The 20,778-nt window shown below is 68.2% G+C and carries 22 protein-coding genes and 1 tRNA gene; 8 read left to right on the top strand and 15 right to left on the bottom strand.

Going from position 1 to position 20,778, the window contains the following annotated elements; genetic code table 11:
• Nucleotides 1-112: 112 nt before the first annotated feature.
• Entirely contained in the window at nt 113-1,171 is a 1,059-nt protein-coding gene (locus LK10_RS08200) for a LacI family DNA-binding transcriptional regulator (RefSeq protein WP_231567685.1), read from the top strand.
• Nucleotides 1,168-1,998, top strand: coding sequence for an HAD hydrolase family protein (locus LK10_RS08195; protein WP_043122201.1), 831 nt, complete (start codon nt 1,168-1,170; stop codon nt 1,996-1,998). The genes LK10_RS08200 and LK10_RS08195 overlap by 4 nt, the downstream gene beginning before the upstream one ends.
• Nucleotides 1,999-2,038: 40 nt before the next feature.
• Here LK10_RS08195 and LK10_RS08190 read toward each other — a convergent pair whose 3' ends face one another.
• The gene (locus LK10_RS08190; RefSeq protein ID WP_052207100.1) at nt 2,039-3,355 is read right to left on the bottom strand and encodes an MFS transporter; all 1,317 of its coding nucleotides are present in this window, start codon (nt 3,353-3,355) and stop codon (nt 2,039-2,041) included.
• Nucleotides 3,356-3,405: 50 nt separating this feature from the next.
• Complete coding sequence (locus LK10_RS08185) at nt 3,406-4,161, bottom strand: alpha/beta fold hydrolase (protein ID WP_052207099.1); 756 nt, start codon at nt 4,159-4,161, stop codon at nt 3,406-3,408.
• A 188-nt stretch (nt 4,162-4,349) separates the two neighbouring features.
• Here LK10_RS08185 and LK10_RS08180 point away from each other — a divergent pair, with 188 nt between their 5' ends.
• The 3 genes from LK10_RS08180 to LK10_RS08170 are packed head-to-tail and all read left to right on the top strand — an operon-like array spanning nt 4,350 to nt 5,805.
• Complete coding sequence (locus tag LK10_RS08180; RefSeq protein WP_052207098.1) at nt 4,350-4,916, top strand: universal stress protein; 567 nt, start codon at nt 4,350-4,352, stop codon at nt 4,914-4,916.
• Nucleotides 4,916-5,431: a fluoride efflux transporter CrcB gene (gene crcB / locus LK10_RS08175; protein ID WP_081998383.1), complete on the top strand. Its 516-nt coding sequence runs from the start codon at nt 4,916-4,918 to the stop codon at nt 5,429-5,431. The genes LK10_RS08180 and crcB overlap by 1 nt, the downstream gene beginning before the upstream one ends.
• Nucleotides 5,428-5,805, top strand: a complete 378-nt coding sequence (locus LK10_RS08170) for a fluoride efflux transporter FluC (RefSeq protein WP_043122199.1) — start codon at nt 5,428-5,430, stop codon at nt 5,803-5,805. The genes crcB and LK10_RS08170 overlap by 4 nt, the downstream gene beginning before the upstream one ends.
• Here LK10_RS08170 and LK10_RS08165 read toward each other — a convergent pair.
• From LK10_RS08165 to LK10_RS08120, 10 genes are all read right to left on the bottom strand, one after another.
• On the bottom strand, nt 5,794-6,195 hold the full coding sequence (locus tag LK10_RS08165) for a hypothetical protein (RefSeq protein WP_052207097.1): 402 nt from the start codon (nt 6,193-6,195) through the stop codon (nt 5,794-5,796). The two genes, LK10_RS08170 and LK10_RS08165, sit on opposite strands and share 12 nt — an antisense overlap.
• 64 nt (nt 6,196-6,259) lie before the next feature.
• Nucleotides 6,260-7,330 (bottom strand): zinc-dependent alcohol dehydrogenase family protein, encoded by a 1,071-nt coding sequence (locus LK10_RS08160; protein ID WP_043122197.1) that lies wholly within the window; start codon nt 7,328-7,330, stop codon nt 6,260-6,262.
• Nucleotides 7,331-7,696: 366 nt separating this feature from the next.
• A complete protein-coding gene (sucD, locus tag LK10_RS08155) occupies nt 7,697-8,632 on the bottom strand; it encodes a succinate--CoA ligase subunit alpha (protein ID WP_043122195.1) in 936 nt (311 codons plus the stop codon).
• A 12-nt stretch (nt 8,633-8,644) separates the two neighbouring features.
• On the bottom strand, nt 8,645-9,808 hold the full coding sequence (sucC, locus tag LK10_RS08150; RefSeq protein WP_043122193.1) for an ADP-forming succinate--CoA ligase subunit beta: 1,164 nt from the start codon (nt 9,806-9,808) through the stop codon (nt 8,645-8,647).
• Nucleotides 9,809-9,999: 191 nt separating this feature from the next.
• Nucleotides 10,000-11,496 carry an NCS1 family nucleobase:cation symporter-1 gene (locus LK10_RS08145; RefSeq protein WP_052207096.1) on the bottom strand — a complete coding sequence of 499 codons (1,497 nt, stop codon included), beginning with the start codon at nt 11,494-11,496 and terminating at the stop codon, nt 10,000-10,002.
• A gap of 52 nt (nt 11,497-11,548) precedes the next feature.
• The gene (pcrA, locus tag LK10_RS08140) at nt 11,549-13,999 is read right to left on the bottom strand and encodes a DNA helicase PcrA (RefSeq protein ID WP_043122191.1); all 2,451 of its coding nucleotides are present in this window, start codon (nt 13,997-13,999) and stop codon (nt 11,549-11,551) included.
• 85 nt (nt 14,000-14,084) lie between these two features.
• Nucleotides 14,085-14,417 (bottom strand): hypothetical protein, encoded by a 333-nt coding sequence (locus LK10_RS22580; protein WP_052207095.1) that lies wholly within the window; start codon nt 14,415-14,417, stop codon nt 14,085-14,087.
• A 111-nt stretch (nt 14,418-14,528) separates the two neighbouring features.
• Nucleotides 14,529-15,038, bottom strand: coding sequence for a DUF892 family protein (locus tag LK10_RS08130; protein WP_043122189.1), 510 nt, complete (start codon nt 15,036-15,038; stop codon nt 14,529-14,531).
• A 128-nt stretch (nt 15,039-15,166) separates the two neighbouring features.
• Nucleotides 15,167-15,355: a hypothetical protein gene (locus LK10_RS08125; RefSeq protein ID WP_043122187.1), complete on the bottom strand. Its 189-nt coding sequence runs from the start codon at nt 15,353-15,355 to the stop codon at nt 15,167-15,169.
• A gap of 100 nt (nt 15,356-15,455) precedes the next feature.
• The gene (locus LK10_RS08120; RefSeq protein ID WP_043122184.1) at nt 15,456-16,283 is read right to left on the bottom strand and encodes an inositol monophosphatase family protein; all 828 of its coding nucleotides are present in this window, start codon (nt 16,281-16,283) and stop codon (nt 15,456-15,458) included.
• A gap of 26 nt (nt 16,284-16,309) precedes the next feature.
• On the opposite strand from LK10_RS08120, the gene LK10_RS08115 reads away from it, so the two are divergent.
• The gene (locus LK10_RS08115) at nt 16,310-16,984 is read left to right on the top strand and encodes a hypothetical protein (protein ID WP_043122181.1); all 675 of its coding nucleotides are present in this window, start codon (nt 16,310-16,312) and stop codon (nt 16,982-16,984) included.
• Here LK10_RS08115 and LK10_RS08110 read toward each other — a convergent pair.
• Nucleotides 16,941-17,684: a DUF998 domain-containing protein gene (locus LK10_RS08110; RefSeq protein WP_052207094.1), complete on the bottom strand. Its 744-nt coding sequence runs from the start codon at nt 17,682-17,684 to the stop codon at nt 16,941-16,943. The genes LK10_RS08115 and LK10_RS08110 overlap by 44 nt on opposite strands.
• A 106-nt stretch (nt 17,685-17,790) precedes the next feature.
• On the opposite strand from LK10_RS08110, the gene LK10_RS08105 reads away from it, so the two are divergent.
• Nucleotides 17,791-17,864, top strand: a tRNA-Arg gene (locus LK10_RS08105).
• A gap of 1 nt (nt 17,865) precedes the next feature.
• Nucleotides 17,866-18,345 carry a DUF6314 family protein gene (locus LK10_RS08100; RefSeq protein ID WP_043122236.1) on the top strand — a complete coding sequence of 160 codons (480 nt, stop codon included), beginning with the start codon at nt 17,866-17,868 and terminating at the stop codon, nt 18,343-18,345.
• Here the strand turns inward: LK10_RS08100 and LK10_RS08095 are convergent.
• Entirely contained in the window at nt 18,329-18,781 is a 453-nt protein-coding gene (locus LK10_RS08095) for an NUDIX hydrolase (protein WP_043122179.1), read from the bottom strand. The genes LK10_RS08100 and LK10_RS08095 overlap by 17 nt on opposite strands.
• A 9-nt stretch (nt 18,782-18,790) precedes the next feature.
• A complete protein-coding gene (locus tag LK10_RS08090; RefSeq protein ID WP_043122175.1) occupies nt 18,791-20,692 on the bottom strand; it encodes an ABC transporter ATP-binding protein in 1,902 nt (633 codons plus the stop codon).
• Between the last annotated feature and the right edge of the window lie 86 nt (nt 20,693-20,778).

The raw sequence follows: 20,778 nt of genomic DNA, 5'->3' as shown, positions 1-20,778 counted from the left end.
CCGAAGCGGGCATGTGGCCCGCGTCTCACACAACACTAACGCGCGAAAGATAAGAATGTAAGGTCAAACGGACAAAAACTTTTAAAGGGTCGCTCGTGCAAGGATGATGAGCGTGACACGTCCGGCGCTCCCAGGCCCCCACAGCCCAGGAACGCCCCGGCGCGCCGTGACCCAGGAGGACGTCGCCCGGGAAGTGGGAGTCTCGCGGACGCTCGTATCCTTCGCCTTCCGAGGCGCGCCCGGCGTGAGCAATGAAACCCGTGAGGCCATCCTCGACGCAGCCCAGCGCCTCGGCTACCGGCAGAACGCAGCAGCCGCGGATCTCGCACGAAAGCAGCCCTCCGCCGTCGGCCTCTATCTTCTCGACCTCCGCAACGAGGTCTACGCCGACATCTTCTATGGCGTGCGCGAGGCACTTGAAGAGGCGCCCAACCGGCTCATCCTGAGCGTCTCCCCCACCGCCAACTCGCTCGGGCGTGCCGCGGTCGACTCCCTCATCGAGGCCCGGATCGGCATCGTGATCGCGGCGACACTCCTCGACTCCGACGCGGACGTTCAGGAACTCGCCCAGACGGTGCCGCTTGTCAGCGTAGCGCGTCGAGTGCCTGGAGTGGACAGCGTGTACTCGGACGATCCTGCCGGAGCGAAGGCGGCAGTGCGCCATCTCCTCGAGCTCGGACACACGCGGATCGCGCACTTGGCCGGCCCGCCGCACGAGGGGCACCAAGGGCGCCGGCGCGCCTACGAGCGCATGATGTCCGACGCCGGCCTCCCACCGCGCGTCGTGACGGCAGAGGACTACACGCAGGAAGCCGCAGAGTGGGCCATCCTCCCGCTGCTCGCGGACAGCGGGCGGCCGACGGCGGTCTTCGCCCACAATGACGTCCTCGCCGTCGGCGCGCGGGAGGCCGCTTACCGCCTGGGCTTCGCCGTACCGGATGATCTCTCGCTCATCGGCTACGACAATTCGCGCATCTCCCGGCTCCACGGGATCGGCCTCACCTCCGTGGACCTCCACGCCCCCGAGCTAGGGCGCTCGGCTGGCCGAGCAGCCCTCGAGCGGCTCGCGAACCCGCTTGCGCCCGCCGTCGACCTCAGCAGCTCCCCGCGCCTCGTGGTCCGGGGGTCGACGGCGCCGCCGCCCGCCGAGGCCCAGAAGGACCGCCCGTGAGCGGGGCGCGCGCCGTCTTCCTCGACGTCGACGGCACGTACGCCGACCGGGGGATCGTCCCTCCCCGGCACGTGGAGGCGGTCCGAGCGGTGCGGGCAGCCGGTCACCGCGTCCTCCTGTGTACGGGCCGCCCCAAGTGCCTGCTCTCGCCCCACCTGCTCGCGGCGGGCTTCGACGGTTTCGTCGGTGCGGCGGGAGGCTATGTGGAGATCGATGGGCGAGTCCTCGTGGACCGGCGATTCCCGCCCGAGCTCGCGCGGCGCGCCGTCGCGGTTCTGGACCGGCACGGCGTCGCGTACCTGCTCGAGGCCCCGGAGGCGGTCTACGGTCGTCCCGGGCTGGACGTTCGCCTCACCGAGCTGCTGACTGGCCAGCTTCGCTCCGGGGATGCCACCGAGCACGACGGCCCGGTGGACATCCTCAATGCGCTCGAGATGGCCGAGGATCTCGCCCACACCTCCTTCGGCAAGATCATCTATTTCGATTCCCGCGAGCCCCTCGCGGCCCTGGCCACGGCCATCGGGGAGGAGGTCGGCGCGCTGCCGAGTTCGATCCCGGGCATGGGAGACACCGCGGGCGAGCTCTACTTGAGGGACGTGCACAAGGCCGTCGGCATCCAGGCGGTGGTCGACTACCTCGGGATCTCGCGCGAGGAAGTCATCGCCATCGGCGACGGGCCCAATGACGTCGAGATGATCGCCTATGCGGGGGTTGGGGTGGCGATCGACGGCGCGGTCCCGGCGGTCCTCGAAGCGGCGGCCCACGTCGTCCCCGGCCCTGAACGCGAGGGGCTCGTGCACGCGTTCACGACGCTCGGCCTCATCTGACGCTCGGGCTGCCGCCCGCCGTCGGAAGCCGGCCCGAGCGCTACCGGAGGGCCTCTGCGGGGCGCCGGGCGTCGTCGTGCGTCCTGATCGCGGCGAGCCCGCTCACGGCCATGAAGACGACGGCGACCAGCACGAGGAGGAATGGCGCCGTCCACCCGCCCGCCGCGTCCCGCAGGTAGCCCATGAGGATCGGGCCGAGGGACGCGAACCCGTATCCGACGGACTGGATGAACGCCGTCATCCTCCGGTTCTCGTCGAGGGACCTCGCCCGCTGGATCACCACCGTGAAGACCACCGTGAACGTCCCCCCTTGGGCTACGCCGCCGACGAGGGCCCACAGGGCCCACAGGCTCGGGGCGAGAAGGAGCCCTGCAGGCAACGCGATCCAGCAGACGGCGACCAGGATGAAGAGCCGCTGCGGCCCCCAGCCGCCCCACCTCGAAAGGGCCGGGATGAGCAGCGGGCCGACGATCGCGAAGAGCTGGAACATGCTCGCGGCGAGGCCCGCCTCCGAAGGCGACATGCCGCGGGTCTGGACGAGGAAGGTCGGAAGCCACAGGGTGATCGCGTAGTAGCCGAGGTTGTGCAGCGCGAAGGCAACCGTGAAGAGCCGCATCATGCGGCGGTTTGCCGCACTGATCTTGGGGCGACCGGCCTTCCGGGGTGGGCTGACGGGCAACGGGCCCGTAGACGTGCCCGGTTGGCCTTGCGCTGCGCGAAGCTCCGCACGACGGCGGGTCACCGCCCGGGCGAGAGGGCCGGGAAACTCCGCGTCGGACCAGCGCGGACCGTCCTTCGACGGCGGGAACACGGAGAACCAGATGATCGCCGCGAGCGCCGTGAGGACGAGCCAGGAGACGAGCGACCACTGCCACCCGACCGCGCCCGCGAGCGGTGCCGTCAGCGCGGAGGCGAGCGTCGTGCCGACGTTGACGGCCGCCGTCGTCAGCCCGGTCATGAGCGCTGCTCTTTGGGGGAAGTCGCGGCCCACGAGCAGTGGTGTGACGACGTTGACGATCGTCATGGCCACGCCGAGCACTATGGTGCCGAGGATCGCGCCCGCCGCTCCGCCGAAGGAGCGGAGCGCGACCCCGGCCGCGAGGCCCCCGAAGAAGTACAGATTGGCGTGGTTGATCCCAATCCGCCCGATGAACCACGCCGCGGCGGGGGTGACGAGCCCGAAACACAGCACCGGGATAGCCGTCAGGAGCCCGGCGACGGCGGCGCTGAGCCCGGTGTCGTGCTGGATGCTGCCGAGCACCGGCGCGAGGCCGACGAGCGGCGCGCGGGCGTTGAGGGACATGAGGCCGACGGCGAGCAGGGCCAGGGCCGAGGCGCGGCCGATCCGGCGGGTCACAACGGAGTCCTTTCGGGAGGGGTCGGACTCCAGCCTCTCACGGCGCGGGCTCAGCTCCTGTCGAGGAGGAGGCGCGCTACCTCTTCCGGCCTCGTATACATCATGACGTGCGGCTGATCGGCGAGCACGGCGACCTCGGGGGCCCGGCAGAGGGACGCGAGCGTGCGGAGCCATTCGGGTGGCGCGATGGGGTCCTTCTCGCCGCCCACAAGGAGTACTTTGCGCTCGACGTGCCCGATGCGCTCCTCGATGTGGTGCGCCATCATCTCCCGCAGCGTCTTGAGCCACCATTTGGCGCCGCACCTGAAATAGTCGTTCGTGATGATGCGGTTCACCTCGCGGGGCTCGCGCAGAGTGTCCTGGGCGAGGCGCAGCCCCTGCATCACGACGGACCGCTCCGCCGTATTGACGGTCGGGGCGAGAAGGGCGATCGGCTCGGGCCCTGAGCGCTGAATGCCCATCTCGACGGCGACCTGGCAGCCCATCGAGTGACCCACGATCACGGGGTGCCGCACGCCGAACCGGTCGAACGCAGACCACGCGGTCTCGGCGAACTCCGCCATAGTCAGGGCCCGGCGCGGCTCAAGGTTCCGCCCGTGGCCCGGCAGTTCGAGAAGGTACACGCGGGCATGTCTTGCGAGCTCATGGGCGAGCGGGCCGAAATAGACCGACGACGCCCCAATCCCGTGGACGAGGGCGAACGCTCGTTCGCCGTCCCCTCCCGTTCGCATCTCGACGCCGTGGCGTTCGTCGAGCACATGCAGTTCGCCGAACGGCGGCCGCGGGCTGCTGGTCTTCCTGTTCATCGCTCATTCCGTGTCATCGCCTGCCCAGCCTAGCGGGCGGCGGCCTATGCACCTGCGGGTGGGGGCGGCGTCGGCCCCGCCCGGGAGTTGTTGTCCCGAGCAGAAGGGCTCATCGCCTAGGGCGAACTCGCGGCGATAGTCTGTCGGATGGGTTCGGCGGACGTCGGCGGACCTCGGAAGGAGGACCCGTGGAGGACACCCAGCCCCGGCTCGGCGATGGACGTTCCGGTAGCGGCGCCTACCATCCTCAGCGCGCCACAGGGCCAGTGCTGGCGGGGGTGACGCCCGGGCAGAGCCTCGCCGTCGTCCACCGGGCAGCGGACCTCGCGCGGGCCCTCGGCGTCGCGCTCGTGTGCGTGCATGCCGATCCCTCGACGGTTGAGGAACGCGAGGCGGACGGGCGGATCGCGGTACTTCCGATCGACCCGGACACGGTCGACGACGATGCCGCGCGGGTCCGCGCCGAGCTCTTCCACGGACTGCGGGACGAGCTTGAGGGCTCCGGACTCGAGTGGCACTTCGCTGCGGTCTCGGGCGAGCCTGCCAAGGCACTCCGTGCGTACGCGGATCACGTCGGTGCCTCGTTCATCGTCGTGGGCACGCGCGAGCACGGCATCGGCACTCGATTCGAGGAGCTCATCGGAGGCTCGATCGCGACCCACCTCGCCCACGGACAGAACCGGCCCGTCGTCGTCGTTCCGCTAGCCCAGCACAAGCACGCTCATCCGCGCCGGCACACTGCCGAGGAGGGCTGATGGAGTCCGAGCCCCAGGCACGAGCAGCCGGCCACATCCCGGGGCAGGGGCCCGACGTCGACCCCGACGCCGGGACACTCGGCGTCCGGCGTCCCCGACGCCCGCTGCACCTTGACCCTCGGTACATCCTGCTCGTCGCGGTCGGGGGCATTCCCGGGGCGCTCGCGAGATACGGCTTGGGCCTCGCGCTGCCCGCGCCCGGAGGTTGGCCGCTGCCCACGCTCGTCATCAACCTTGTCGGCGCGTTCATCCTCGGCCTGCTGCTCGAGGCGCTGGCCCGGCGCGGCCCGGACCACGGACCGCGCCGGACCCTCCGCCTCCTCGTCGGCACGGGGTTCTGCGGGGCGTTTACGACGTACAGTACGTTCGCGGTCGAATCGGTGCGCCTTTTCACCGCCGGCCGTTTGGCGGACGGTGTCCTCTACGATGCCGCCACCCTGCTCGGTGGCCTCGTCGCGAGCTTCCTGGGCATCTGGGTCGCCGCCAGCCGCTCAACACGTCGAGGACCGCGATGAACGGCGCGCTCATCGCAATCCTCCTCGGGCTCGCGGGCGGGCTCGGAGCCGTGGGAAGGTTCGTCTTCGACGGCCTCATCCGCGCCCGCGTCCGGACAGCGCTCCCCGTGGGCACCATCGCGATCAACGTCTCGGGCGCGCTCGCCCTCGGATTCATCGCGGGCGCCACACTTCGCGGCTCCCCGATGGCCCTGCAGACAGTCCTCGGTACGGGTTTCCTCGGCGGCTATACGACATTCAGCACCGCGAGCGTCGAGACAGTCCGCCTCATACAGGCGGGGCGGGTCGCTACGGCCGCCGCCAACGCGCTGAGTACGCTCGGGCTTGCACTCGTCGCCGCCAGCCTCGGCGTGTTCCTCGGGTCAGTGGTTTGAGGTCGGCGCCGTAGACAGGGGCGCTCGCGGACGGGGGCCGGAAGAGCGTGGGCTGCGAAGCCACAGCACGATCCACCCCAGTTCGACGGGAACGTCGGCCAGGTACGTGGGCCGGATGCGCCCTGTCGCCCCGTACCCCAGGTCGATCGCGAGGAGTGTACTGGCCGTCGCGATGCCCACGCGGCGGGCCTGCTCGAGGCTGCCCTCGCCGCGTGCCGATCTCAGCTGCATCAAGCCGTTCCCGACGAGCAGCCCCGCGACGGTCTGCACGAGCCACCAGTCGGCCTTGGGGCCGAACACGGCTTCGAAGCTCTTCCGATGCACGAGCGCCCACGCCCCGCTCGCGACGTTGAACAGGCCCTGCGCTTTTGCTAGCTGATGCCGCTGCATGCGGGAGCAGTACCCGAAACGAGGCGGGGCAAGCGCTCGGAGCCCGCCTCGAATCAGCTCTCGTTCAGCGCCCTGCCCTCTCAGGGAGCAGCATGACCTTGATGGCCCGCCGCTCGTCCATTGCAGCGTAGGCCTCGGCGGCTTCCTCGAGCGGGAGGACTGAGTCGAAGACGAGGCCCGGCTCGATGGCGCCCGCAAGCACGTCATCGAGCAGTTCGGGAAGGTACGCGCGGGTCGAAGCCGCGCCGCCGCCAACACTGATGTTCTTCGAGAACAGGACACCGATCGGGAGTTCCGCACCACCCGCAGGCACACCGACGAAGCCGAGGCTCCCTCCGGGCCGGGTGCAGCGAAGCGCCTGATCCATCGACTCGGCCGTGCCTACGCATTCGAGCACCGAATCCGCCAGAACACCGCCCAGAAGCTCACGGACCTTGTCCGCCGCGGCCTCGCCGCGCTCGGCAACGACGTCCGTCGCCCCGAACTTGCGGGCAATCTCGGCGCGGTCCTCGTGCCGCGACATCGCGATGATGCGCTCCGCCCCCAGCCGCTTGGCGGCGAGCACCCCACAGAGTCCCACCGCGCCGTCGCCCACCACCACGACGCTCCTGCCGGGCCCAACGTGGGCCGCTACCGCCGCATGGTGCCCCGTGCCCATGACGTCAGAGAGGGTGAGGAGACTCTTGAGGAGGGGCTCGTCAGGCTCGCTGACGCCCGGTACTGGCACGAGTGTGCCATCCGCCATGGGCACCCGCACGAGTTCGCCCTGGCCGCCGTCGACGTGGAAGCCAAGCTCGTCGGCGCCACCCCATGCGGCCCGATGCTCGCACGCGACCTGGACGCCGTTGCGGCATGGAGGGCACTCGCCGCATGAGACCGCCCACGGCGCGACCACTAGGTCGCCGACCTTGACCGTCGTCACGCCTTCGCCCACTGCCTCGACGACGCCGACGAACTCGTGCCCGATCGCGCGCGGCTTCTCAGTGCTGCGAACGCCGCGGTAGGGCCAGAGGTCGGAACCGCACACGCAGGCAGCGGTCACCCGGACGATCGCGTCGTCCGGCGTGTGGATTTCGGGATCCGGGCGATCCTCGACGCGGATGTCGCGGGTGCCGTGGATAATCGTCGCGCGCATGTTCTCTCCTGCGGATTCGGGTGGGGCACCTCCAACCTACCCCGGCCCCTTCCCCTCCAACCGTCACCTAACGACGGTGAACACCCATCCAACCGTCACCTAACGACCGTGAACACCCATCCAACCGTCACCTAACGACCGTGAACACCCATCCAACCGTCACCTAACGACGGTGAACACCCGCGGGACGTGACCAACAAACGCGCCCGCACCCGCGGGACGTGACCAACAAACGGGAGGGCGAGGGAGGGGACGACGACGGCCGGTTCCTTCCGCGCGGGAAGGCACCGGCCGTCGTCGACCTCTAACAACGTCGTCGACCTATAACAACGTGGTCGACCTCTCACGAAGTGCTCGAGGCGAGCGTCAGAGCTTCGAGGGCTCCTCGTGCTTCGGGTACACGGTGCGCAGGAGGTGCGCGGTCTCGGACGGGGTCTTGCCGACCTTGACGCCTGCGGCCTCGAGGGCCTCCTTCTTGGCCTGCGCGGTACCCGAGGAGCCGGAGACGATGGCGCCTGCGTGGCCCATGGTCTTGCCTTCGGGAGCGGTGAAGCCAGCCACGTAGCCGACGACCGGCTTCGTGACGTTGTTCTTGATGAACTCGGCCGCGCGCTCCTCGGCGTCGCCGCCGATCTCGCCGATCATGACAATCGCCTTGGTCTCGGGATCAGCCTCGAAAGCGGCGAGGGCGTCAATGTGCGTCGTGCCGATGACGGGGTCGCCGCCGATGCCGATGGCGGTGGAGAACCCGAGGTCACGGAGCTCGTACATCATCTGGTAGGTCAGAGTGCCCGACTTCGAGACGAGGCCCACGCCGCCCTTGCCGGTGATGTTCGCCGGGGTGATGCCCACGAGCGCCTCACCCGGCGTGATGATGCCGGGGCAGTTCGGGCCGATGATGCGGGTGATCTGGTTGCCTTCGGCGTCCTTCTTGGACTGTGCGAGGGCCCAGAACTCAGCCGAGTCCTGCACCGGAACGCCCTCGGTGATGACGACGACGAGGCCGATCTCGGCGTCGATCGCCTCGACGACGGCGTCCTTCGTGAAGGCCGGCGGAACGAACACGATGGAGGTGTCCGCCCCGGTCTCGGCCATGGCCTCCTTGACGGAGCCGAAGACCGGCAGCTCGATCGGCGAGCCGTGCTGGTCCTCGTGCTTGACGGTGGTGCCGGCCTTGCGCGCGTTGACGCCGCCGACGACGTTCGTCCCCGCCGCGAGCATGCGCGCGGTGTGCTTGGAGCCCTCGCTGCCCGTGATGCCCTGGACGATGACCTTGTTGTTCTTGTTCAGGAAGATCGACATTTCGTATGTCCCTTACTTAGCAGCCAGCTCGGCGGCCTTGTCGGCGCCCTGGTCCATGTTCTCTGCGAGGGTGACCAGCGGGTGGTTCGCCTCGTGCAGGATCCGGCGGCCCTCGTCGACGTTGTTGCCGTCGAGGCGCACGACGAGCGGCTTGTTCGCCGAGTCGCCGAGCTTGGAGAGCGCGCCCACGATGCCGTTCGCGACCGCGTCGCACGCGGTGATGCCGCCGAAGACGTTCACGAAGACGCTCTTGACCTGCTCGTCGCCGAGGATGATCGAGAGGCCGTTGGCCATGACCTCGGCCGAGGCGCCGCCTCCGATGTCGAGGAAGTTCGCGGGCTTGACATTGCCATGCTTCTCCCCGGCGTAGGCGACGACGTCGAGCGTGGACATCACGAGGCCCGCGCCGTTGCCGATGATGCCGACCTCGCCGTCGAGCTTGACGTAGTTCAGGTCAAGGGCCTTCGCCTTGGCCTCGAGGGGGTCCTCGGACTCCTTGTCGGCGAGCTCCTCGTGCTCCTTGTGGCGGAACGAGGCGTTCTCGTCGAGCGAGACCTTCCCATCGAGCGCGATGAGGTCTCCGGAGCCGGTCTTGACGAGCGGGTTGACCTCGACGAGCGTGGCGTCCTCCCCCTTGAAGACATCCCACAGCTTGACGATGACGTCAGCGACCTTCTCGCGCAGCTCGGGCGCGAAGCCAGCTGCCTCGGCGATCTCGGCGCCCTTGGCCGCATCGATGCCGGTCGCCGGATCGACCGGGACCTTCGCGAGCGCCTCGGGGCGCTCGACCGCGAGCTGCTCGATCTCCATGCCGCCCTCGACGGAACACATCGCGAGGTAGTTGCGGTTCGCGCGGTCCAGCAGGACTGAGAAGTAGTACTCCTCAGCGATGTCCGCGCCCTGCGCGATCATGACCTTCTTGACCGTGTGGCCCTTGATGTCCATGCCGAGGATCTTCTGGGCATGCTCGAACGCCTCATCGGGCGTCTTCGCGACCTTGACACCGCCGGCCTTCCCGCGGCCTCCGACCTTGACCTGCGCCTTGACGACGGTCACGCCGCCAATCTTCTCGGCGGCAGCCTTTGCTTCCTCAGGGGTGTGCGCAACGATTCCGGCCAGCACGGGCACGCCGTGTGCCTCGAACAGATCGCGCGCCTGATATTCAAACAGGTCCACGGTTCAGTGTCCTCTACGTCGAAGTAGTTCTGACTCGGAACACCCATGGTTCGCCGGTGGGAGCTCCCCGTCGGCGGGCCCAGTGCTCCAAGGGGAAACTCTAGCCCCTCCCCGCGGGCGCAGTCCCCCGGGGCCCTTTTTCGTGACTAAGCGCACAGCTCTACGTCGTGTAGAATCCCTGGCCTGCCAGCCTAGGTCGTCTGGGGCGATACGCCTGGACTTCCTTCCGCCGGCGCCCGGGAAGCAGACGCCTCGGCGACCGCGACAGCGATCGATTCCACAAGGCTCCTGTCATGCCGCGATATCGCGTAGTGCACGAGGGCGGCGACGATGGCGCCCACAAACCAGGAGAAGGGCGCCACCGCACCGAAGACGGGAACGAGGGCGACGACGACGGCGGGGGCCGCCGAGGCGACGAACGAGAAGACCGCTTTCGGGTTCCATCCGCGCTTGTACGTGTAGCACCCCTCGTCCCTGAACAGGTCCCGGACCACGACGTGCTGCCTCCGGAGAACGTAGTAGTCGGTCATGATGATCCCGAAGAGGGGCCCGAGCAGCGCTCCCAGGCCGCCGAGGAACAGGTTGACGACGACCGGGCTGTTGAACAGGTTCCACGGGGTGATGACGAGGGCGACGACGGCGGCACCCAGGCCGCCCCGCTTGAAGTCGATCCGCGAGGGCCACACGTTCGAGAGGTCGTAAGCGGGCGAGACGAAGTTGGCGACTACGTTGATGCCCAAGGTGGCCACAGCGAAAGTGACAGCGCCGAGCAGCAGCGCCCAGAGGCTATTGATCCGGGAAACAATGTCTACAGGGTCGTAGATGTGCTGGCCGTACACCTTGAAGGTCCCGGCAGTAACGATGACGGAGACTACCGAGAACGCCATGAAATTGACGGGGAGGCCCCAGAGATTGGCGGTACGCACAGCTCTTCTCGTTGGGGCGAACCGAGAGAAATCACAGAAGTTGAGCAGCAGGGTGGAGAAGTACGTGACCGTCAGCGCCACGGCCGCGGCAAAAGCTTGCCCAAGGCCCCACTGAGGTGTTCCTCCGGGCAGGTCGAGTGAAAGGCTCCAGCCTGCGTTCACGAGGATATAGAGCACGAGCAGTGCCATGACCCCCCATACGGCTGGCCCTGCCCAGTCCTGGAATCTCCTAATCGTCTCCATTCCATGACGAAGCAGGAACAGCTGGAGCCCCCACATCAGGAGGAAGCCGAGCCAGCCGAGAGTCGATTCACCCAGGAAGTTGTTGCCTGTGAGCCCTTTCAGGTCGGGCCAGAGCTTGAGGGCGATCACGATCACCGCGCGGGAGGCAAGCCATGTCTGGATGCCGTACCAGGCGATGGCTACGAGGGCCCGGATCAGGGCGGGCAGGTTTGCGCCGAGCGTTCCGAACGAGATCCGGGCGATGACCGGGTAGGGGACTCCCATCCTCTGGCCCGCGTACCCGGAAAGGTTCATGAGAAGGAAGACGATGACGATTCCCACGACGAGCGCCAGGAACACCTGCCACGCGCCGAGCCCCAACGCGAACAGACCCGCGGCGAACGTGTAGCCGCCGAGCGAGTGAATGTCCGACATCCACATGGCAAAGAGCGAATAGGCGCCCCACTTGCGGTGCTCCGCCGGCGCGAGATCCTCATTGTAGAGACGCGCGCTCACACCTGCTGGGATTGGCTGAGGCATCGTCAACGCCCCCTTCCCAAGGGCTTTCGCTATTTGATTGTGGGAGTACCCATCAGCTCACTTTCGTGAGCGGCGCATATCGCAGGAGGAGACGCTTCTCCCCTATTGAGAATGTCACCTTCGCGACTGTCTTGTCACCAGTTCCCTCGACGCCGATGACAGTCCCGTCCCCGAATGCCGTGTGATTGACCTTGTCGCCAATCGAGACGGAGATGATCTCCTTCTGCGGTTGGACTCGGTTCGCCCGGACGGAAGCCGGCGGCGACGAGATGGCGTCGAATTGCGCGTTCCGGCTCGCGCCCGAACCCCAGTAGGAGCCGGAGTACCGGGACGAGAAGCGGTCTCCCGCCGTCCCGACTGCGGGCGGCCGTGCCGAGCCCTCCCGCTTCCATTCGATGAGTTCGGCGGGGACTTCCCCGATGAACTGGCTCGCCGGGTAGTACTCGCTCTGGCCCCAGAGGCTGCGAACCTCTGACCGCGTGAGGTAGAGCCGCTCGCGCGCCCGGGTAAGGCCCACATAGGCGAGCCGCCGCTCCTCCGCGAGTTCCTCGGGATCCGTCGCCGAACGTCGGTGCGGGAAAACCCCGTGCTCCATGCCGGTGAGGAACACGACCGGGAATTCGAGGCCCTTGGCGGTGTGGAGCGTCATGAGCGTCACCACGCCCTGCCGCTTGGCCTCGGCCACCGCCGCCTCGACCTCCTCCTGCGAAGCGCCGGGCGCGTCGGGGATCTGGTCCGCGTCCGCGACGAGCGAGACCTGCTCAAGGAAGTCGGAGAGGGTTCCCTCGGGGTTGTCCCGCTCGTATTCACGGACGACGGCGACGAGCTCGGCGAGGTTCTCGACGCGGGACTCATCTTGGGGATCAGTCGAGCTACGCAGCCCAGCCAAGTAGCCCGTCTGCTCGAGCACCGCCTCGAGCGACGCCGCCGCGCCGGAGCCGGAAGCGACGACGGCGAGGTCATCGAGGAGCTTGACGAAACCCTTGACCGCGTTGACGGAGCGCGTCGCCATCGCGGGAGCCTCGTCCGCGCGCCGCATCGCCGCCATGAACGAGATTCGGTCCCGCTCGGCGAGCGCCGCCAACGCACCCTCGGCCCTGTCGCCGATCCCCCGCTTCGGCTCGTTGAGCACACGGCGCAAGTTGACGTCGTCGTCTGGGTTGACGAGGACCCGCAGGTAGGCGAGCGCGTCCTTGATCTCCTTGCGCTCGTAGAAGCGGGTGCCGCCGACGACCTTGTAGGGCAGCCCGACGCGCATGAGGATCTCTTCGAGGCTGCGGGACTGGGCGTTCGTACGGTAGAAGACGGCGACGTCGCCGGGCCGGTAGTCCCCCGTATCGACGAGCCGGTCGATCTCGCCCGCGATGAAGCGGGCCTCCTCGTGCTCGTTCTCCGCGGCGTATCCGATGATCTTCTCGCCGTGCCCCTCGGCCGTCCACAGCGTCTTCTCGGGCCGGTTGGGGTTGCGGGAGATCACGGCGTTGGCGGCCGAGAGGATCGTCTGGGTCGAGCGGTAGTTCTGCTCGAGCTTGATGGTGCGGGCGTTCGGGTAGTCCTTCTCGAACTCGACGATGTTGCGGATGTCCGCACCTCGGAACGCGTAGATCGACTGATCCGAGTCCCCGACCACCGTCAACTCGGCGGGCTCGACGCTCTGCGCGTCATCCTTGGCGCCCACGAGCTCTCGCACGAGCGCGTACTGCGCGTGGTTGGTGTCCTGGTACTCGTCGACAAGGATGTGGCGGAACCGCCGCCGGTAGCCCTCTGCGACGGCCGGGAACGCGCGGAACATGTAGACGGTCTCCGCGATGAGGTCATCGAAGTCCATGGCATTCGACTGCCGCAGCCGCTGCGTGTAGCCCCGGTAGACCTCGGCCACGCCTGCCTCGAACGGGTCGCCCATGTTGGCTCGAGCCGCGAAGTCCTCGGCGTCGATGAGCTCGTTCTTGAGGGCGGAGATCTTGTTCTGCACCGCCTTCGGTGCAATCTTCTTCGGATCGAGCTCGAGGCCCTTGTGGACGAGCGTGATGAGCCGCAGCGAATCCGCGGCGTCGTAGATGGAGAAGTTCGAATTGAGCCCGAGGGCGGATGCTTCCCGCCGCAGGATCCGCACGCACGAAGAGTGGAATGTGGAGATCCACATGCGCTTGGCGCGGTCGCCGACGAGCGACTCAATGCGCTCGCGCATCTCTGCAGCCGCCTTGTTGGTGAAGGTGATCGCGAGGATCTCCCCGTGATGCGCCCGGTGGGTCGCGATGAGGTAGGCAATGCGGTGCGAGAGCACGCGCGTCTTGCCGGATCCCGCTCCTGCGACGATGAGCAGCGGGCTCCCCGCGTGCACCACGGCCTCATGCTGCTGCGGGTTCAGCCCCTCGAGCAGCCGTTCGGCCCGAGCATCCGTCGCGACGTCGAGGACCGGAGGCTCGACGTCGTCCGGTTCCTGCGCGCCGCCAGGCGTGCCGGGCTTGGGCAGGTCAGCATACGGATCGAAGAGCATCTCCATGATGCTTCCATTTTAAGGCCGCACCCCGACAGTTCTGGGCACCGCCTTAGAAGGCGGCCCGGCACGCACCCCGGATCGGTTTGGCCTAGGCCTCCGGCTGGCCCTCCTCAGGCGGCCGCCGGACCCCGTAATGGTGCCCCTCGGAGTCCGTCTGGACGTCGATCCCTTCGAGTTCGCGGGACTCCTTGATGTCCTCTGGATTGTGGCTAGGGGGCGCTTCTTCGCTCAGGTCCCGATGCGCAGCGGGACCGTAGATGCTCCGCAGGTGCCCCATGGTCCTCATGAAGTGGCCGAGCCGAGAGTGCGGAGCTCCGGGTTCCCGCAGCCCTGCCCGCTCGGTCTTGGCGTGCTGAGGCTCACCTGGCTGAACGCCGCCCGCGTTGGCGTAGCCCCCGCCGTCGGTCGCCGATTCGCTCATGGTTCCTTCATCCTCTCCAGTGCCCCCACCCTCTCAACGCCCATGTCAACGCCGCCGCGAGGCGTCCGGTTCAATCCGCGTGCAATCCGCCTGAGATCCGCCCCGAGCAGCTCAGTCCGGCGTCGCCTGGACCGTTTCGCTGCTCTCGAAGACCTCGCCCAAGAGTCCGAGGATCCGATTCCTCGCCGAGAGCAGCTCGACCAGGATCTTCTCGAGGCGCTCGGCGATGCTCGCTTCGAGCCAGACGCGGGCATAGACCGCAAGCGGCTCGTAGACAGCGACAGATCCGTAGACGATCTCGAGCGAGAGAGGCAGGACGGCCAAGTCAAGGAGCGACTTGTCGGTCTTCCGCAGGACCACGTTTGCCTCGTGGTTCAGACCATCGGCGGTGTGGCCCGCCGGCACGGACACGTTCCGCTCAAGGTCGGCGAAGATGTCCTCGAGAACGGCGGCGTGCAGGCGGGCTTCCTCTTGGAGGTCCCGCATGAGGGCGTTGACGGCCCTTCGCTGGGCGTGGTGCTCGAGGGTTCCGAGCGTCACGATGGCCCGGCGGCTAGTGCCGCGGGCGATGCCCAATCGGTAGACGAAGAGTTCGTGGGCTTCAGTGAAGTATTCGAACACAGCGCAACCTCGCTTTCCGCGGACCCACCGGCCGCGGACGCCAAGGCAGCGGCCGTGCCGAGCAGTCCCTCCCACAATTTTCCCCCCGGTTGCGGGAGGCGGCAATGCCCGGCACGGCCGAGCGGAGGTCAGTCCTCAAGGCTCCGATGCTGCTCTGCGATGTCGGCCGGGTCGGCCTCGACGACGACGTTCTCGTCGTCAATCACGCTGTCCTCGTCATCCCACACCGGCAGATCGGGCTCCACCGGGTAGTCGAGCGACGGATCCTCGTCTTCGCTGAGGCTGCGGACCGGATCCTGGTTTTCGATGCTGGCCATGATGCCCCTCCTAGCTGTCGCTGACTGGGTTCCTCCAGCACAGCATCGCTCCCGCCATGGGTCAAGGCCGCCGCGCGTTCGGCGAACGCCTCGCCCGCCGTCAGGCGAATTGCACCTCGGCAAGGGCAGCAAGGATTTCGCCTACCGCCGTCGGGCCGCCCGCGACGAACCATGTGAGCCCGTTGACCATGACCGTCCCCGTGGTCCCGCCGGCCGCCCCAAGGATGGCCTTCCCCGGCAGCCAGTCCCACTGAGGGCACGAGTGCTGGAACCAGGCTCCGATCTCTCCCTGTGCAACCCGCGCCAGGTCGCACGAGCCGGAGCCGAGGATGCGGATCGAGGCTGCCTTGATTGCCGCGTTGTGCCACGGCATCGCGGAGAGCGGCTGCTCGAGCCAGCGCGGCTGGATCGAGGTCGCGGTGCCGAGCATGGCCAGGGGCGCGTCCGCGGGGCCCGCGAGCGGCTCGCCGTTGAGCGTGGCCGGCACGTCCGCCCCGCCGACCCAGAGCTTGTCCTCCTGCGGCTGGAAGATCGCGCCGAGTTCGACGGCGGGGTCCGCCTCGTTCGTAGCGGCCTCACCGCGGAGTGCGATCGCCGAGCACCAGTAGCGGGAGCCCGAGAAGAAGTTGAACGTTCCGTCGACGGGGTCGATCACCCAGGTCCGGCCCGAGGAGGAGGCGATCGAGGCTCCTTCCTCCCCGAACACGCCGTCGTCGGGCCGGCACCGCAGCAACTGCTCGACGACGTACGCCTCCGCGGCCTTGTCCGCGGCAGTGACGATGTCGGAGACGGAGGTCTTGCGCTCGGCCGAGAGCCCCTCCGTGCGCATCTGCAGTGCGAGACTGCCGGCATTGCGGACGAGCGCGGCTGCGAGAGCGGCGTCGTCGAGGGCAGGGTCGAGGACCGATTCTTCGCTCAGCTGGGGCACCCCATCAGCTTAGCGATAATGGAATCATGTCCAAGACCCCCGCCCAACGCCTCCGCAAGCACGGTGAGCGCGCCGCCGTCGCCCCTTCGGAGCAGCATTCCGGGCAGCGCCCTCCCGCCAGGCAAGGCGCCGGCGCGCCTGCCGGCCAGCCCATGCGGCCAGCCCAGCCGGGTGAGGGCAACCCCAAGCTCATCATCATCGCGGCGCTGGGCGCCACCCTGTTCATGTTCTGGTACTTCCATCTGCTGACGCTCACCCAGATGACGCAGCTCAGCAACGGTCTCGCGATGCCTGACTCGCTCATCGGCGGCTTCTCGGGCGGGTACCTCCAGCAGCTCCGGGACGTCTTGAACTCCGATGCCCTGGGGCAGCTGAGCTACGTGCACAAGACGGCGGGGACGATCTTCGTCGTCGTGTTCGGGCTGACGTTCCTCCTCGTCTTCGGAACGTGGGCCAAGTCCCGCGCCGTGCGCTGGGCGGGCTTCGCGGGAGTCCTGCTCTTCGCCGTCGTGAGCATCTCGGGGCAGATCGCGATCGACGGCGCCTTGGGCTCGCACACGTTCAGCGCCGGCCTCGCGACGCTCGCCTCGGTGCTCGTCGTCCTCGGCTGGGTGCTGCTCATCCTTCTTGCCTTGGGCGGCGGAGCGGTCGCGCTCCTCAGCTGGAGGCAGAAGAAGGCCGTGCAGCCCGCAGACGCCTGATCTCCGCCCGCCGGTTCCGTGCTCCGGCGAAGATCACGGCACCCATGATCGCGATGCCGAACGTGATGGGATATGCCATGAAGCGCTCGAGCAGACCGGGGGCTGGCACGTGCAGGTCTGTCACGGCCCCGATGACGGTCGAGACGAGCGAGACCGCACCCAGCCCGAGGACCGGCCATCCGGCGGCCGTGTGTGCAAGCCATTGCACGCCGAGTACGACGAGCGCGAGCGAGGCGCCCCCGAAGTAGAAGCCCGCTGCAGTCAGATGGAGCGCGTCGATCGAATCCTCGGGGACCAAGCCGACGACGACGAGCCCCGCGCCAGCCACGGCGAGCAGAATTCGGACGGCGGTCGTGGCCGTGAATCCCGTCGGCGAGGGTTCGGTGGGACGGGCGGCAACGCCGAGCACGGTCGAGGTGATGAGGGCGGCCGCCAAGAGCATGCCGAGGCCTTGGAGCACGAACGAGCCGTTCATGAGCCAGTTCAACGGCGAGCAGACTTCCCTCCCGGAGTGGAGCCCGCAGCGCAGCGCCCCGAGATCGCTGATGAAGTTCGCGGTCCGGCTGTAGGGCGTCGGTCCCGCCCAGCGGAGCGCGACGACTGCCTCGGCCACGAAGAACTGCACGACGCTCACCGCCGACCACGCGCCCAGATAGTGCCGTACATCCGCCGGAGCGGGGAAGGTCTCGCGGGAGCGCATGAGCAAACACTAGCGAGCGGTACCGCGTCTGGGGCGGTAATGGCGGTGCGCAACCTGGCGCGCGAAAACGATATGCTAGAGAGCGTGCCCGGGACACCCGGGCCCGGCCCCCGTAGCTCAGTAGGATAGAGCGGCCCTCTCCTAAAGGGCAGGCCATCGGTTCGATTCCGGTCGGGGGCACTTGTCGTATTCGGTGCCGGACCTGCGCTCGTATGTGAGCGGTACGTGGGCTGTCGAGCGCACCATGCTCGATCGCTCCACGGGCGCGACCGGTACCTTCACAGGGACCGCTGTCTTCGCACCCAGATTCGCCCCGAGATCCGCCTCCAGCAAAGAGGCAACGGACGACGGCGCCCTCCTCCAGAGCGAGCACGGCACCGTCCGCTGGGGGAACCACGAGGGACCGGCCACCCGCGAGTATGTGTGGCGGCCGACGAGTGCAGCCGCCACCATGGACGTCTTCTTCCCCGACGGCCGCTTCTTCCATCGGGTGTCCTTCTCCGGGGACTCCTCTGGCCTGGAGGCCGAGCACTGGTGCGACCCCGACGACTACCGCGTCTCCTACACCGTCCTCGGCCCGGACCAGTTCCGCTACGTGTGGGCCGTCAGGGGCCCCGCGAAAGACCTCCTCCTGACGAGCAGCCTCACGCGCCGTTCCTGAGGCGCCCGTTCCTGAGGCGCCCGCTCCCAAGGCGCCGGTCCCTGAGCGCAGGGAGCACGTGATCGGTCAGGAGCGGAGCGAGGTCCGGGGGGAGCTCCTTTTCGAGATCGAGCCAGCGGAGTTCGGCGATCTCCCCGGAAGGGTGGATCTCAGCAGGGTCGTGGGCACCGGGAGCGGTGAACACCGTCGCCTGGATGTCCGTGCTGGCCTCGTTGGCCGCCGGGGCCACCCAGAACCCCATGGGCTCGAGCTCGTCCGCCCCGATGCGGATCCCCACCTCCTCGGCAAGCTCGCGGCTCGCGGCCTCGGCCGGGCTCTCCCCCGGCTCCGGCTTTCCGCCCGGGTGCATGAAGCGACTCGTTCCGCGTTTCCGCACCGTCAGGAGGTGACCATCGGACGAGAAGACGCAGACTGCGGAGACGACGATCGGAGGCACCCGACGAGCCTAACCCGCGAGGTCGACGCCGGCGTCCTCGGCGACCGCGACGGCCTGGGCGAACTGTGTGTTGTACAGCTCGGCGTAACGGCCCTCTGCCGCCAGCAGGTCGGTGTGGGTTCCGCGCTCCACAATGCGGCCATCCTCGACGACGAGGATCTGGTCGGCGGCCCGGATGGTCGAGAGCCGGTGGGCGATGACGAGGGCGGTGCGGCCTTCGAGGGCCTCGGTGAGGGCTGCCTGGACGGCCGCCTCGTTCGTCGAGTCCAGCGAGGCGGTCGCCTCGTCGAGGATGACGACGCGTGGCTGCGCGAGCAGCAGGCGGGCGATCGTGAGCCGCTGGCGCTCGCCTCCGGAGAGGCGGTAGCCCCGCTCACCTACGACCGTCTCAAGCCCGTCAGGCAACGACCGGACCATCCCGTCGAGCCGCGCCCGCCGCAGGGCGTCCCAGAGTTCCTCATCCGTCGCGACCGGGGCGGCAAGGCGCAGGTTGGTCGCGATCGATTCGTGGAACAGGTGCCCGTCCTGGGTCACCATGCCGACCGTTGAGCGCAGCGAGGCGAACGTGGTGTCCCGCACGTCTACCCCGCCTATCCGCACGGCGCCCGAGTCGACGTCGTACAGGCGCGCGATGAGCTGCGCCGTCGTCGACTTCCCCGCTCCCGAGGACCCGACGAGCGCGACCGTCTGGCCGGGCTCGACCGTGAACGAGAGCCCGTGGAGCACCTGCTCGCCGCCTCTCGTGTCAAGCACGGCGACCTCTTCGAGCGAGGCGAGCGAGACCTTGTCTGCGGAGGGATAGGAGAAGCGGACGTCGTCGAACTCGACCGAGACGGGCCCTTCCGGGAGCGGCCTCGCCGAATCCTTCTCACGGATGAGCGGGACGAGATCGAGCACCTCGAAGACGCGCTCGAAGCTCACGAGCGCGCTCATGACGTCCACTCGCGCGTTGGAGAGGGAGGTGATGGGTGCGTACAGCTTCGTGAGCAGCAGGGCGAGCACGACGACGTCGCCCGCCGCCATCTGCCCGCTCACCGCGAGCCAGCCGCCCACCCCGTAGACGAGGGCGAGGGCGAGCGATGAGACGAGCGTGAGCGAGGTGATGAAGGCGAACGCGAGCACGGTGCTGCGAACGCCGATGTCCCGCACACGCTTCGCTTTCGCGGCGAACTCGGCCGATTCCTCGTCGGGGCGCCCGAAGAGCTTGATGAGCGTCGCGCCCGGCGCCGAGAACCGCTCCGTCATCTGGTTGCCCATCGCGGCGTTGTACGCGGCCGCCTCTCGGCGCATATCGGCGATCTTCGCGCCCATGCGGCGCGCGGGCAGCAGGAACAACGGGAGCAGGAGGAGCGAGAGGAGCGTCACCAGCCACGACTTCTGCACCATGACCGCGACCGTTAGGATGAGCGAGACACTGTTGCTCACGACGCCGCTCAGCGTCCCCGCGAAGGCCGACTGCGCTCCGATGACGTCATTGTTGAGGCGGCTCACCAGCGCGCCCGTCCGCGTTCGCATGAAGAAGGCGATCGGCATCTTCTGCACGTGGTCGAAGACGGCCCGGCGCAGGTCGAGGATCACGCCCTCGCCGATGAGCGAGGACATCCAGCGAGAGAGAAGGCTGAAGGCGGCGTCGGCGATAGCGAGGACGCCGATGAGCGCCGCAAGGAACACGACGGGGCCGAGGCCCGAGCGCGCCACGATCGCGTCCACGACCTGTCCCGCGAGGACTGGGGTGGCGACGGAGACGACCGCGTCGAGGATCGAGAAGACGATGAAGACCAGGATCCGCAGGCGATAGGGCCTGGCGAAGCCAAGGACCCGTTTGAGGGTGACCTTGGTGAAGGGATTCGCCCCATCCTTTGCCTTGCCCATGGCGTGCATATAGCTCCACGCCGCCCGGTCCATGCTCATCCGCCGGTCACCGCCTTTCCGTGCCAAATAAGAATAGGCGCGCCTAAGAATAGGCGCGCCGGTGCCTCGCACAACTCGACCCGGTG

This window comes from Sinomonas humi, from assembly GCF_000802235.1.
In the GTDB taxonomy this organism is placed as follows: domain Bacteria; phylum Actinomycetota; class Actinomycetes; order Actinomycetales; family Micrococcaceae; genus Sinomonas; species Sinomonas humi.
This window is presented reverse-complemented; position numbering and strand designations above follow the sequence as displayed.